Origin of the sequence: Mycobacterium sp. (genome assembly GCF_002863225.1) — a bacterium.
GTDB lineage: Bacteria > Actinomycetota > Actinomycetes > Mycobacteriales > Mycobacteriaceae > Mycobacterium.
In genome coordinates this window covers 18,636-32,346 of record NZ_PKEK01000036.1, presented here as the reverse complement: position 1 = coordinate 32,346, position 13,711 = coordinate 18,636, and the positions used below count along the sequence as shown (strand labels likewise).

At 64.2% G+C, this 13,711-nt stretch carries 11 protein-coding genes; 9 read left to right on the top strand and 2 right to left on the bottom strand.

What is annotated here, in order from left to right:
- The first annotated feature begins 19 nt into the window (after positions 1 to 19).
- Together CYU59_RS08640 and CYU59_RS08635 are read left to right on the top strand one after the other, a co-directional pair.
- On the top strand, positions 20 to 1,039 hold the full coding sequence (locus CYU59_RS08640; RefSeq protein WP_292981725.1) for a hypothetical protein: 1,020 nt from the start codon (positions 20 to 22) through the stop codon (positions 1,037 to 1,039).
- Between the two features lie 47 nt (positions 1,040 to 1,086).
- Entirely contained in the window at positions 1,087 to 1,380 is a 294-nt protein-coding gene (locus CYU59_RS08635; protein WP_292981723.1) for a colicin immunity domain-containing protein, read from the top strand.
- Between the two features lie 49 nt (positions 1,381 to 1,429).
- On the opposite strand, the gene CYU59_RS08630 is transcribed toward CYU59_RS08635, so the two are convergent.
- Both CYU59_RS08630 and CYU59_RS08625 read right to left on the bottom strand, forming a co-directional pair.
- Positions 1,430 to 1,945, bottom strand: a complete 516-nt coding sequence (locus tag CYU59_RS08630) for a nitroreductase family protein (RefSeq protein ID WP_292981721.1) — start codon at positions 1,943 to 1,945, stop codon at positions 1,430 to 1,432.
- Positions 1,946 to 1,984: 39 nt separating this feature from the next.
- Entirely contained in the window at positions 1,985 to 2,587 is a 603-nt protein-coding gene (locus CYU59_RS08625) for an HD domain-containing protein (RefSeq protein WP_292981719.1), read from the bottom strand.
- Between the two features lie 195 nt (positions 2,588 to 2,782).
- Here CYU59_RS08625 and CYU59_RS08620 point away from each other — a divergent pair, with 195 nt between their 5' ends.
- The 7 genes from CYU59_RS08620 (at position 2,783) to vsr (ending at position 13,711) form a co-directional block, all read left to right on the top strand.
- Positions 2,783 to 3,748 carry an RNase H family protein gene (locus CYU59_RS08620; protein WP_292981716.1) on the top strand — a complete coding sequence of 322 codons (966 nt, stop codon included), beginning with the start codon at positions 2,783 to 2,785 and terminating at the stop codon, positions 3,746 to 3,748.
- 108 nt (positions 3,749 to 3,856) lie between these two features.
- Complete coding sequence (locus CYU59_RS08615; RefSeq protein ID WP_292981714.1) at positions 3,857 to 4,237, top strand: hypothetical protein; 381 nt, start codon at positions 3,857 to 3,859, stop codon at positions 4,235 to 4,237.
- A gap of 20 nt (positions 4,238 to 4,257) precedes the next feature.
- Entirely contained in the window at positions 4,258 to 4,902 is a 645-nt protein-coding gene (locus CYU59_RS08610; RefSeq protein WP_292981713.1) for a VWA domain-containing protein, read from the top strand.
- A gap of 91 nt (positions 4,903 to 4,993) precedes the next feature.
- Complete coding sequence (recC, locus tag CYU59_RS08605) at positions 4,994 to 8,278, top strand: exodeoxyribonuclease V subunit gamma (protein WP_292981711.1); 3,285 nt, start codon at positions 4,994 to 4,996, stop codon at positions 8,276 to 8,278.
- Complete coding sequence (recB, locus tag CYU59_RS08600) at positions 8,278 to 11,553, top strand: exodeoxyribonuclease V subunit beta (RefSeq protein ID WP_292988349.1); 3,276 nt, start codon at positions 8,278 to 8,280, stop codon at positions 11,551 to 11,553. Before recC ends, recB begins: the two co-directional genes overlap by 1 nt.
- Complete coding sequence (gene recD / locus CYU59_RS08595; protein ID WP_292981709.1) at positions 11,550 to 13,250, top strand: exodeoxyribonuclease V subunit alpha; 1,701 nt, start codon at positions 11,550 to 11,552, stop codon at positions 13,248 to 13,250. Before recB ends, recD begins: the two co-directional genes overlap by 4 nt.
- Positions 13,247 to 13,711: a DNA mismatch endonuclease Vsr gene (gene vsr, locus CYU59_RS08590; protein WP_363114184.1), complete on the top strand. Its 465-nt coding sequence runs from the start codon at positions 13,247 to 13,249 to the stop codon at positions 13,709 to 13,711. Before recD ends, vsr begins: the two co-directional genes overlap by 4 nt.

The window sequence follows — 13,711 nt, the reverse complement described above, 5'->3', positions numbered from 1 at the left end:
TGCTGGGAGGATTCGTCGCATGGCATCATCCGACTGGTTCGAGAACCTCACCGGGTTCCAAGAGCGCGATTACCGGACCACTCAGGAACGACTCACCGTCGATGGCGACCAGCTGGTATCGACCGCCAGCGACAAGCGTTACGGCATTGGCACTTTGACCCTGACGCCGTTAAGCGAGTTGCGGGAACGGGTCAACCTGCCTGACGGCGAACGCACAACCGTCCAGTGCATCGCCGCCGATGTTGGGGAACTTCACATACTCCCGGAATACAGTCGGGCGCTGTTTCAGGTCGCATCGCAGTTCAACCTGTTGGAGATGACGGGGCCGAACATCACGCCCGAAGAAGGGGTTGCGCGCTACGCCTTCGACCACACGCAGGGACCCACTTGTGCGATCGCGGCAGGCGCCGCCACCATTTACCGAAATTACCTCGTCCCCGTCGACGGACAGACGGGTCAGACACACGATCGCCAGCTCGACGGGCTCGCCGATATCGGCACGGCGTTGGCCACTCAACTCGACCGGCCAGTGACCGAGCTGTGGACGATGCGCAATGGCTACGCGCTATGTACCCCGACCGGCTTGCAAGCGATTGACGACCTCATTGCGAACGACGACGAGGCTTTTCGCGACAGGTTGCGCAGCAAGCTCGCTGTCGGTTTGCATCGCAACGTGGAAGTAACCGCGGTCGGGGCGCCTCGCGGCCAACATGTTTCGCAGGCATTCTGCTCGGCTCTGCCCGTCACCTACGGCGGCGGTCCGCGCTCGAGCTGGGAGACGTTCGCCCGAATAATTCTGGAAGCAGCCTACGAAGCAACCATGTTGGCGGCGGTCGAGCAGGCAACCGCGGGCGGATCCAACACCTTGCTCCTCACCAGATTAGGCGGTGGCGTCTTCGGCAACGACGACGCCTGGATCGACGACGCCATCGTCCGGTCACTTGGCATCGTGGAGCACGCGGGACTGGATGTTCGACTGGTCAGCCACGGGCATATCGATGCGTCGATGCAGACGATCGCCGACAATTGGCGCCGCTGAAGACTTGACCGCCGTCGGTGCAACTCGTAGCTAAGGATCAGTGGCTGATGTCGTCCGACGGCGTAGGTGAGGCCGGGAAGATCGATAAGTACCGGGACCTCATTTCGGATTTCGTCAGTGGGCGGTTGCCTGCCCATAGCTTCGAGTCGCAATATCTGCGGGTCTTCAAGAATGACACGGACCGAGCTCCACGCCGAGAATTTCAGGTGCTTGAAAACCTGTTCTTCGCTATCGACGACTACGTTGCTGACCCCGAGTTGCGCGAAAAGGTGGGCGGCTTGGATGACGACCAGCTGCGCGCAGTCGCTCAAGACGCATACACACAGCTATACGAGAATTAATTACAGCACCGTGAACGGTTGCACCCATCGGATGAACCGAGTCAGACGATCACCAATGTTCCTGGTGCACAACCTCTTCGAACGGTCGACGATTCGGTTTACGGATCGGCTTGAGCGGCCGGTCCGCCGGATACCCGACGCCGAGTAGATAGGCCACTTCGTAGCCCTCGGGCACACCCAGAATGGCGCGGGCTTTGTCCTGCTCCCCCACCGACGAGTGGCCGGTCCCGATGCCGAGGTCGGTGGCCGCGATCATCATCGCCATGGTCGCCTGCCCGACGTCGTACTGGTCGGTGACTCTGCGTCGCTCGTCCGGCGGTTCCGGGATGACGAGGGCGATCGCGGCCGCCGCCCCCGCGATGTGGCCGGCGCCGCGCCAGACCGTGGACAGCTCCTGCAAGTGTTCTTTGTTGGTGACGACGACGAAATCCCAGGCTTGGCGGTTCTTCGCCGACGGCGCCCGCCAGCCGGCCTCGGCGATGCGGTTCAGGTCCGACTCTGAAACGAGCTGCTCCGTGTACTCGCGGACATTGCGTCGGGCTGTGATCGCATCCCAGGTCTCCATCGCATTCCCTCCCTCGTCACTGCCGCTACTTACCCAAAGCTAAGCCGACTGACTCAGCTCGTATTCCAGCGAGCCGATCACCTCGCCAAGCTCATCAGCCAACCAGCTGTTCGGGAAGCGCTCGCGATAAACCGCCAGCAGCGACGTGTAGTACCAAAGGTGCTCCGACGGATCCTTGACGCTGAACCGCTGCCACAGATCACTGCCGCGCATTCGAAAGTCCCGCAAGATCGCGTGCGCATTGTTCAGCTTGTCGGCCAGCGATACGAGAACCGCACTGTCGGACGCCCCGGCGAGGTGGTTGATATAGCTCTCCTTACGCTCACGCCAAGGCGGCTTGGGTGTAAGAACGGTGTCGCTGCACTCCTTGACGATCGACGCAACCTCGTCGCCGAACCTTTTCCGGATCTCCGCTAGCGTCGGCTCGCCGCCTTGATCTTCGGCAGTGTCGTGCAGCAATGCGGCAATGGCCTGGTCTTCTGTTCCGTCCGCTTCGATCACGTAACCCGCGACCGACAGCAGGTGACCCAGATACGGGATATCCCCACCCTTTCGCGACTGTTCGCGATGCTTTTCTGCCGCGTAAGTAAGGGCGGCATCAAATCGCTGCGTGAGACGCGGTGACTTTGTCTGGCTGGTCATCATCGACTCCTTTCGGTCTCACTCTGACACAGGGGTACGACGTGGCCAGCTGTTGTCGGTGCGCAGTTCTATCGTCACCGGCAACAAAGCAGCACGCGCGTCGGTGCACCACGCGCCGACCACTGAAATGGATTAAGAAAACTACGAGATATGCCCACTATCAACGTACTTGGCGAAGCAGGAGGGAGAGCGAACATGCCGAAGCCGCAGGCACGCCCGCGCCGCATCGATGTCGCCACCCCGCCCCCAACGCCAATCGCAGCGATCGCGATCGCCACCTCCTGCCACCGCAGAGGCAACGCATTCCAGTACCGAGCGGTCGGCACTAATCGAAGCTGGTCCGGCACGGTCGCGACGTCGAGCAAGGAATCGGCAATTCTGGACGCAATTGCCGCCATTCGCGCCGAGTTGGCCGGCACGGCCCGGATCCGCTTTCTGGTATCGGTCCGGGCGACGAGTTCGTTATGGCGCTATCAGGATGAGATCGCCGGCCTACTGCCGGGCGCGTCGATCGAGTGGCCCGGGATTAGCAACCTGGCGTTGATGGAGGCCGCCCAAAATGCATTGACAGATCTCAGTGAAGAAGTCGCGTCAGGACCGCCCGACACGTCACCGCTGACCGTCGCCACCGATGGCTCGGTTCGTCAAAGTTACACCGGCAGCGGGTGGCTGGCGGCCGACGGTCAATACGGGCTTAAGGGGCGCCGGCACAGAACTTACATGCACGGTTCTGAACCCGTACTCGTGTCCGAATTGCGGGCGATCGTCGACGCGGTCAGCAGTTTGCGGGACCGGCCGCTGACGCTCCGGAGCGACAGCAAGTCAGCGATCGAGATGGCCACGAATTGGATGAGAGGCTGCGACGGTATTCCCCACCGCTGCCAACGGTTTCACGCGAAGGGTGTGCTTACCGATTTGGTGATCGGTCAGCAGATGATGTACGCGGAACGAGAGCGGTTGACGCTGGTGTGGGCGCGTGGCCACCAAGGTGAGCCGTTGAACGAGGGTGCCGACGCGCTGGCTCGCCTCGCCCGGCGTCGAGCCGCGCATCCGAACGATCTGACGCCTGACGAGTACGAACAGCGTGCCTTCAATCTCGCGGAGGCGTTCGCCGGCGAGTACAACAGGTCCATCAGGAAAGGCTTGGCCGTTAATGGTTAGAGACTTTTCATCCCGGGCACCTGGCACAACTGAGCCGCGCACGGGGCGTCGTCAGATTCCCTATCCGCAGTTATTGCGGACTCCGCACATTGTGCGGTACAGTGGCATATGTCCGACCAATACAAGCTCATCCGTTCGCTTCTCGACCAAGCGGAATCTGCCGGGTCCACTGCCCAAGTACTGCAACACCTTCGGTCGATCCTCGACGAGGTCGGCCGACTACTCGACGAGCGGCTTGCCAGCGCTGTTGTCGACGACGAGTTGTCGATCGCGGCAGCCGGCAAGCACGCCGGCCTCACTGAAAATGCGGTCGGGCCACGGCTGGCCAACACGGCCAGACTGGGCCCGTACTCGACGTCGCCAGGTCGCGTGAAGGCCGACGATGTCAAACGCGCCCGCCAAGACAAGTACTCCCGCCAACCGCCGCCGGCAGCAGCACCTCCTGAGCCGATGCGATTCAAACCGCGCCGAAAAGCCAATCCCTCCTAGCGATCTGGAAAGGATCACTCATGTCAAACCCGAACCTCACCCACCTGGTGTTCCTACTTGACCGCTCCGGGTCGATGCAATCCATCGCGTCCGATGTCATCGGCGGCTTCGAGGCCTTCGTCAACGAGCAGCGCGCTGGCGAAGGGCTGTGCACCGCGACGCTGGCGCAGTTCGACAACGAGTACGAAGTGGTCTACCGCGGCATCGCCATCGGACAGGTGCCCCCGCTGGCGTTGTTTCCGCGCGGCATGACAGCGCTACACGACTCGATGGGCAAGCTCATCACAGACACTGCCGCCGAAATCAACGCTCTGCCCGAGGAGAACAAGCCCGGCACGGTCGTCGTGGCAATCATGACCGACGGTTTGGAGAACGCCAGCCGCGAATGGCGGCAACCAGACATCAAAGCCCTTGTGGAGCAACAAACGAACGACCATGGATGGGAATTTCTCTACATGGGTGCCGATCAGGACGCTGTCGAAGTCGGCAAGGGCTTGGGCGTCAAAGAGTCGAACGCTATGACCTACGCGAAGGGCAAGTCCCGTGAAGCGATGATGGCGGCGTCAGGCAACGTCCGCGGCTACCGCGACGCCCGCCTGATCAACCCAGCCGCCGCCATGCCTGAGTTCACCGACATGCAGCGTAGAACCTCGGCAGATGAGTGAGCCGAGCTCCTATTTGTCGTTTAGTACGTTGGTACGACAATTTGCCTAATCCCGCCACCTCACCTCACGCTCGGCCCTAGGGTGGCCACTGATGGCACTCCACGTCCACCGTGCCGAGCGCCCTGACCAGCTAGCGAACGGTCTGGGCGCGTTGCTGGCGAGTCCGCTGCCGGATCCGTTCGCCGAGGAACTCGTCCTGGTGCCGGCCCGCGGTGTCGAACGCTGGCTGAGTCAGCGGCTGTCACACATCCTGGGCGCCGGCGGTAACGGCGACGGGGTGTGTGCGGGAATAGCGTTCCGGAGCCCGGGCTCGCTGATCGCGGAGATCACTGGCACGGTCGACGACGATCCCTGGTCACCGGACGCAATGACGTGGCCGCTGATCGAGACGATCGACGGCTCGCTCGACCAGCCGTGGTGCGCGATCCTGGCCAGGCACCTCGGCCAATTCGATGCAGGCGATGAAGCCGAGTTGCGAAGGGGCCGACGGTATTCGGTCGCGCGGCGACTCGCCGGACTGTTCGCCTCCTACGCTCGACAACGGCCGCAACTGCTGATCGACTGGTTCGAAGGCAGCGCAAAAGGCGTCGACGACGACCTGCATTGGCAGCCCGAGCTGTGGCGCGCGCTCGTCGAACGTATCGACGCCGATCCCCCACACATCCGCCAGCAGAAGACCGTGTCGCGGCTACAAGAGGGACCGAGCGACCTGCCTGCGCGGCTATCGCTGTTCGGGCACACCCGGCTCGCCTCGACCGACATCGAGCTGTTGCAGGCGGTGTCGACCCACCACGACCTGCATCTGTGGCTCCCTCACCCCAGCGACGCGCTGTGGCAGAAGCTCGCCATTCATCGGGGTTCCATCCCGCGGCGCGACGACGCCAGCCACCGCGAGGTCGACCATCCGCTGCTAGCCACGCTCGGCCGTGACCTCCGGGAACTACAACGCAGCCTGCCCTCCGAGGTACACACCGACGAATACCTGCCCAGCGGGAACCATTCGGAGACACTTCTGGGTTGGCTGCAGTCCGACATTGCCGCCAATGCTGTTCGGCCACAAGGACGTACGCACGTCGCGGATGATCGCTCAGTGCAGGTGCACAGCTGCCACGGCCCGGCCCGTCAGGTCGATGTGCTGCGCGAAGTCCTGCTCGGTCTGCTGCAAGACGATCCCACCTTGCAGCCGCGTGACATCTTGGTGATGTGCCCGGACATCGAGACGTATGCACCGCTGATCGTCGCTGACTTCGGACTCGGCGACGTGGTGCACGGCGCCCACCCGGCTCACCGGCTGCGGGTCAAGCTCGCCGACCGGTCACTAATTCAGACCAATCCGCTGCTGTCCCTGGCCGCACAATTGCTCGCGTTGGCCGACGGCCGGGTGACGGCCAGCGAGGTGCTCAACATCGCGGAAGCCGCACCGGTACGAGCCCGGTTCGGCTTTGCCGATGACGACTTGGAGTCGATCACCCGATGGGTGCGGCAGGCGAACATTCGGTGGGGCTTCGACCGCGAACATCGCAAGCCCTACCACGTCGACTTCGTCCACAACACATGGCGTTTCGGTATCGATCGAATTCTTGCGGGCGTCGCGATGTCCGACGACGCACACGCCTGGATCGACAACACGCTGCCGCTCGACGACGTCGGCAGCAATAAGGTCGAGTTGGCTGGCCAGCTGGCCGAATTCGTTTGCCGACTCGAAAGGACAGCCAACGCGTTGTCCGGTGCACGACCGCTCCGCGATTGGCTCACCGGCTTGGCCGAGGGCATCAGCTCTTTGACGCGCACCAGCGACGCTGATGCCTGGCAGACCCGTCAGGTCGAGCGCGAGTTCGCAGAAGTGTTGGAGCAAGCCGGTTCTCGCGGCGACACGACACTGCGGCTACCCGACATCCGGGCATTGCTCGACCAGCACCTGGCCGGTCGCCCGACTCGGGCCAACTTCCGCACTGGAACGCTGACGGTGTGCACGATGGTGCCGATGCGGTCGGTGCCGCACCGGGTGGTCTGCCTGGTGGGTCTCGACGACGGCGTCTTCCCGCGCCTCGGCGTGGTCGACGGTGACGACACGCTGGCCCGCGATCCGATGACCGGTGAGCGCGACATCCGTTCTGAGGATCGACAATTGCTGCTCGACGCTATCGGCGCGGCCACCGAGAAGCTGGTCATCACTTACACTGGCGCCAACCAATACTCGGGTCTCCCCCGACCGCCGGCGGTGCCGCTGGACGAACTGCTGGACACCCTCGACTTGACCACACCGGAGAAGATCCGCACGCGCATCGTCGTCGAACATCCGTTGCAGCCGTTCGACATTCGCAACGTCATTCCCGGCGAACTGGTGCCGAGTGTGCCGTTCAGCTTCGACCCGATCGCGCTGCGCGCCGCGAAGGTCAGCGCCGGCGAGCGCAGCGAGCGTCCCGCGTTCATCTCCAAGCCGCTGCCCTACCCACCCGCCGACGACGTCATCCTGGCCGACCTGATCGGCTTCTTCAGCGACCCGGTGAAAGGCTTCTTCCGGGCGCTGGAATTCACCCTGCCGCGCGACGTCGACGGCATCGAAGACGCCATGCCCGTCGACCTCGACAACCTCGAGGAGTGGACGGTCGGCGACCGGATACTCCACGACATTCTCCGGGGCATGACCGCCGAGCAGGCACGCGACGCGGAGTGGCGCCGCGGCACGTTGCCGCCGGGACACCTGGGGTGGCGCAAGGCAACTGAGATTCGCGACCAAGCGAACCTGTTGGCCATCGAAGCCACGCAGTACCGGACGGCGGACGCCGAACCGTATGACGTCGACATCGAACTCGGCGGCGGTCGACGCCTGAGCGGAACCGTGCCGGCGGTGTACGGCACGCGCCTGGTGTCGGTGACGTATTCCAAGCTGGACGGTAAGCATCTGCTGGCATCGTGGATTCCGTTGCTGGCGTTGTTCGCTCGCGATGCCCGCCGGGACTGGTCAGCCGCGTGCATCGGACGACCGAAGCGCGGCACCAACCCGCGGGTCGAGGAGATCGGCCGGCCCGACGGTGACGCCGTGGAGGTGCTGCGCGAGCTGGTGGCGATTTACGACGCCGGTCGACGTGAGCCGCTTCCGCTGCCGGTCAAGACGTCGTACGCGTGGGCGGTCGCGCGGTATGAAGGCGACGATCCTGAAAATGCGGCGGGATACCGGTGGAAGACCAATCGATTCCCAGGAGAGGATCAGTCGCCGGCGCACGAGCGGGCCTGGGGTAAGGGTGCCCCGCTGTCCGATTTGATGACGCCGTTGCGGTCGGGTGAGGAGTTCGACGGCGAGAAGAACCGGCTCGGCGCCTACGCCTGCCGACTCTGGCTGCCGATGCTTCGGGCCGAGAGGATCCCGACGTGATGGAGCCCTTCGACCTGCTCGGCTCGTTGCCGGCCGAAAAGTCCACCACCGTGCTGCAGGCCAGCGCGGGCACCGGCAAGACGTTCGCGTTGGCCGGGCTGGTGACGCGCTATCTCGCCGAGGGCAAAGCCACGCTGGATCAGATGCTGCTCATCACCTTCAGTCGATCGGCCAGCCAAGAGCTTCGTGAACGGGTACGCCGTCAAATCGTCGATGCCGTAGCCGCTTTCGATGATCCCTCGACGGTCGGCGAGAACCAACTGGTGGCGCATCTGATAACTGCCCCTGACGACGAACGTGAGGCGCGTAAGCAACGGCTGCGTGATGCGCTGGCCGGTTTCGACGCAGCGACGATCGCCACCACGCACCAGTTCTGCCAACTGGTGCTGAAATCGCTTGGGGTGGCCGGTGACACGTCGTCCACCGTCACGCTGTTGGAAAGCCTCGACGACCTGACCGCCGAGATCGTCGCCGATCTGTATCTGGCTCATTTCGGCGCGGAACGTGACAATCCGGTGTTGCAGTACGGTGACGCTTTACAGCTGGGGCGCGAGGCCGTCAACAATCCGGCCGCCGAGCTGCGGCCGGTCGATGCGGACCCAGGCTCGGAGGCCGCTGCCCGTGTCGATTTCGCGAAAGCCGTTCTGGCCGAGCTAGACACCCGCAAGCGTCGCCTCGGCGTGCTGGGCTACGACGACCTGCTGAGCCGACTGGCCGCCGCGCTGGATACCGACCACTCCCCTGCCCAAGCGCGGATGCGTCACCGTTGGCCGATCGTCATGGTGGACGAGTTCCAGGACACCGACCGGGTGCAATGGGAGGTGATCGACCGCGCGTTCAGCGGGCACTCGACGGTGATCCTGATCGGCGACCCGAAGCAGGCGATCTACGCGTTTCGCGGCGGCGACATCGTGACGTATCTGGAGGCCGCGGAGACAGCAGGTGACAAGAAGACACTGGACACCAACTGGCGCAGCGACTCTGCGCTGCTGGATCACCTTCAGGTGGTGCTGAGCGGCGCTCAACTCGGTGACGCCGCCATCGTCGTGGAGGATGTCAAGGCACACCATCAGGGTCACCGGCTCGTGGGCGCGCCACACAACGATCCGTTTCGGCTGCGGGTGGTCGCGCGAGAAACACTGGGCCGCAGCGGTGTTCAGAGTCCACCCATTAGCAACACGCGAGAGCACATCGGTGCCGACCTCGCAGCCGACATCCGTGCGCTGCTGGCCAGCGGTGCGACTTTCGACGGTGAGCCGCTGAGGGCCCGCGACATCGCAGTGATCGTCGAGAGGCACAGGGACGCGGAGGTCTGCTTTCAGGCGCTGAGTGACGACGGCATTCCCGTCGTCTACCCCGGCAACACCGACGTGTTCACCTCGGAGGCCGCGGCGGACTGGCTCTGCCTGTTGGAGGCATTCGACCAACCACACCGCCCAGGGATGGTGCGCGCCGCCGCCGCGACGGTGTTCTTCGGGGAGACCGCGGAAACCCTTGTGTCCGGCGGTGACTCGCTCACCGATCGTATTGCCGACGCGCTGCGCGAATGGTCCGCGCATGCGAGGGATCGCGGAGTCGCCGCGGTGTTCGAAGCCGCGCAGTTGCGCGGGATGGGTGCGCGGGTGCTGTCGTGGCAGGACGGTGAGCGACGGATGACCGATCTTGCGCACGTCACCCAGTTGCTGCAGGACGTCGCCCACAACGAGCAGCTGGGCTTGCCGGGGCTACGCGATTGGCTGCGCAAGCAACGCGAAGAGCGCAGCGGCGCAACCGAACGCAACCGTCGACTGGATAGCGACGCCACCGCGGTGCAGGTGATGACCGTATATGCGGCGAAGGGTTTGCAATTCCCCGTCGTCTACGTGCCGTTCGCATTCAACCGCAACGTCCAGGACTACGACATGGTGGTCTTCCACGACGACGAGGTGCGCTGCCTGTATGTCGGCGGCAAGAACGGCCCCGGCGTCGCGGCCGCCAAGCAGCGGGGCCGCCGGGAGGAGGCCAGCGACGTCAGCCGGCTGAGCTATGTGGCAATGACACGCGCTCAATCGCAGGTGGTCGTGTGGTGGGCGCCCGCCTACGACGAACCCAACGGAGGTCTCTCACGGCTGTTGCGTGGCCGCCGGCCGGGTGAGGCTCAGGTGCCTGACCGGTGCGATCCGCCAAAGATTTCCGACGACGACGTGATGGCGCGGTTCCGGGAGTGGGAGGCCGCGGGCGGCCCGGTGATCGAAACGTCGGTGATCGCGGCCGCTCCCCCGGTGCCTGCCAAGCCGGAGCCCTCGGACCTGGAGATGCGGCACTTCCACCGCTCGATCGACACCGGATGGCGACGCACCTCGTACTCGGGTCTGGTTCGGGTAGCCGAGACGGTCGGAGTGACCAGCGAGCCGGAGGTCACCGAGCTAGATGACGAGACCGGTGATATTGCGTTGATCGAGAACGCATCCGGGCCTGTGGTGGCCTCGCCGATGGCTGCGCTGCCTCGCGGTGCGACGTTCGGTTCGTTGGTGCACGCGGTGCTCGAGAAGGCCGACCCGTTTGCGGCGGACTTGGCTGTGGAGCTCGAGACGCACGCGCGACGAGAGTTGAACTGGTATCCGGTGGATGTGACGCCTGCGGACTTGGCCGCGGCACTGGTGCCTCTGCATGACACGTCGCTTGGTCCGCTGGCCGGCGGTCTGACGTTGCGGCAGATTGGCTTCCCAGACCGGTTGCGGGAGTTGGACTTCGAGATCCCGCTTGCCGGCGGTGATCTGCGTGGCGCCGCGCCGAACGTGTCGGTGTCCGATGTCGGCGAGCTGCTAGGCGCTTACTTGCCGGACGACGATCCTTTCGCTCCATATGTCGATCGCCTGACGTCGGCCGCGTTAGGGAACCAATCGCTGCGGGGCTACTTGTCCGGCTCGATCGACGTGGTGCTGCGACTGCCGGATCAGCGCTACCTGGTAGTCGACTACAAGACCAACTACCTCGGCGACAACGCTGCTGACTATGGGTCCGCGCGGATGACCGAAGCCATGCTGCACTCCGATTATCCCCTGCAGGCGCTGCTGTACACCGTTGTGCTGCATCGTTTTCTGCGTTGGCGGGTGCCTGATTACGACCCTTCGTTGCATCTCGGCGGGGTCTTGTATCTGTTCGTGCGGGGCATGTGCGGGGCGGACACGCCAGTGATCGACGGGGAGCCTTGCGGCGTGTTCAGCTGGCAGCCACCCGCCGGCCTAGTGATTGCGCTCTCGGACCTGCTCGACGAGGGGAGGCAGGCGGCGTGACATCTGTCGAGCTTGCCGTCGGCACGTCCGGCTTGTTGGCGGCATTCAATGAGGCTGGTGTGCTTGATATTTCGGACATTCGGGTTGCCGATCGAATCTGCGTCCTCGGCAAAGAGTCCGACGAACGCGTGGCGTTGGCGGTCGCGCTGCTGGTGCGTGGGCTTCGCGGCGGATCAGTCTGCATCGAACTAGCGACCATCGCTGCTGACATCGATGTCGAAGACGTGCCGTGGCCCTCGGCTGGGACCTGGTCAGCGGCGGTGCGGGACAGTCCGCTACTCGATCAAGTGTTGCACCTCTACGACGACCGGTTGCTGTACCTCGACCGGTATTGGCGCGAGGAGAAGCAGGTCTGCGATGACTTGCTGGCGCTGCAAGTCTCCAAGCCGACCGCCGATGTGCCCGCCTCGAAGCGACTTTTCCCGGCCGGTTTCGAGGAGCAGCGTGAGGCCGCGGAAATCGCTCTGGCGCAGGCGGTCACGGTGCTGACGGGTGGACCGGGGACCGGAAAGACCACGACAGTCGCGCGGCTGCTGGCGTTGCTGACCGAGCAGGCTGGTGCGTCCCGACTGAGAATCGCTTTGGCGGCGCCCACCGGGAAGGCGGCGGCTCGTCTGGCCGAAGCCGTACAACTCGAAGTCGCCCAGCTGGACGAGTCCGACCGCGTGCGGCTCGGCTCGCTCCAGGCTATGACGCTGCATCGGTTACTCGGCAGCCGTCCGGACACGTCATCGCGGTTCCGGCACAACCGCGGAAACCGGTTGCCGCACGACGTAATTGTCGTCGACGAGACGTCGATGGTGTCACTGACCATGATGGCTCGGCTGCTAGAGGCGGTGCGCCCGGACTCCCGGCTGATTCTGGTCGGCGACGCCGATCAGCTCGCTTCGGTGGAAGCCGGTGCCGTGCTGGCCGATTTGGTCGAGGGCATTTCGGCTCGCAGCGATATGCGGGTGGCGACACTGAAGACCTCGCACCGCTACGGCGAGTCGATCGGGCTTCTTGCCAAGGCGATCCGGGTCGGAGACGCCGACCGTGCGTTAAAGCTGCTGCATGCCGGCGGCGAGCACATCGAGTTCGTCGAGACCGACGATGCGTCGGACGCTTTGCGCCCAGTGTTGTTGCCGCATGCGTTGCGCCTGCGCGAGGCGGCGCAGTTCGGTGCGGACGCTGTCGCGCTGACGACGCTCGATGAGCACCGGCTTCTGTGTGCGCACCGGGAAGGTCCGTATGGAGTGCGGCACTGGAATCGGCTAGTCGAGCAATGGCTTTCCGAGTCGACGGGCCAGCCGCCGTGGACGGAGTGGTATCCGGGGCGACCGCTACTCGTGACAGCCAACGACCACGGGCTACACATCTACAACGGCGATACCGGCGTGGTCGTCGTCCGCGCCGACGGTCTTCGGGCTGTGATCGCAGGTGCCAGTGGGCCGTTGGACTTCGCGACCAGCCGGCTGTCCGATGTCGAGACCACGCATGCGATGACGATTCACAAGTCGCAGGGCAGCCAGGCCGACGAAGTGACAGTGCTGATGCCAGGCGAGGATTCGCGGCTGTTGACGCGGGAGTTGTTCTATACGGCGGTGACTCGGGCGAAGAAGAAAGTATTAGTAGTTGGGTTGGAGGATTCTGTGCGGGCGGCGATCGAACGACGGGCGGTTCGGGCGACGGGGTTGGGACTGAGGTTGCAGCAATGACCGTTAGTGCGAACTCGACGTCGACTAGCGGGAGGCCTGCCGCCTCGTCAGACTCAGTCCGTTCCCGGATGAGTAGGCAGCGCCGGCGTGATACTCAGGCCGAGCTACTCGTCCGCGGCCTCCTTCACGCTCGCGGCATCCGATTCCGCGTCGACGCCCGGCCGGAACCCGATTTCCGGTGTAAGGCTGACATCGTTTGGAAGACATTGCATCTAGCGGTTTTCATCGACGGGTGTTTTTGGCACGGCTGCCCTGACCACGCGACACGGCCGCGGGCGAACGGCGAATGGTGGGCGCAAAAGCTTGATACAAACATCGAAAGGGATCGACGGGTCGATACCGTCCTCGCGACTCGCGGATGGACCGTGTTGAGGTTCTGGGAACACGAAGAGCCCGCGACGGTCGCGGATGCCATCTGTTCTCAGCTCAGAGAGCTCCGCGAGGCAAGGGACTCGAAATGA

What these genes read in the sequence shown, in the direction of transcription:
- CYU59_RS08640 (WP_292981725.1), top strand. Translation starts at nt 20, where the DNA reads ATGGCATCATCCGACTGGTTCGAGAACCTCACCGGGTTCCAAGAGCGC.
- CYU59_RS08635 (WP_292981723.1), top strand. Translation starts at nt 1,087, where the DNA reads ATGTCGTCCGACGGCGTAGGTGAGGCCGGGAAGATCGATAAGTACCGG.
- CYU59_RS08630 (WP_292981721.1), bottom strand. Translation starts at nt 1,945, where the DNA reads ATGGAGACCTGGGATGCGATCACAGCCCGACGCAATGTCCGCGAGTAC.
- CYU59_RS08625 (WP_292981719.1), bottom strand. Translation starts at nt 2,587, where the DNA reads ATGACCAGCCAGACAAAGTCACCGCGTCTCACGCAGCGATTTGATGCC.
- CYU59_RS08620 (WP_292981716.1), top strand. Translation starts at nt 2,783, where the DNA reads ATGCCGAAGCCGCAGGCACGCCCGCGCCGCATCGATGTCGCCACCCCG.
- CYU59_RS08615 (WP_292981714.1), top strand. Translation starts at nt 3,857, where the DNA reads ATGTCCGACCAATACAAGCTCATCCGTTCGCTTCTCGACCAAGCGGAA.
- CYU59_RS08610 (WP_292981713.1), top strand. Translation starts at nt 4,258, where the DNA reads ATGTCAAACCCGAACCTCACCCACCTGGTGTTCCTACTTGACCGCTCC.
- recC (WP_292981711.1), top strand. Translation starts at nt 4,994, where the DNA reads ATGGCACTCCACGTCCACCGTGCCGAGCGCCCTGACCAGCTAGCGAAC.
- recB (WP_292988349.1), top strand. Translation starts at nt 8,278, where the DNA reads ATGGAGCCCTTCGACCTGCTCGGCTCGTTGCCGGCCGAAAAGTCCACC.
- vsr (WP_363114184.1), top strand. Translation starts at nt 13,247, where the DNA reads ATGACCGTTAGTGCGAACTCGACGTCGACTAGCGGGAGGCCTGCCGCC.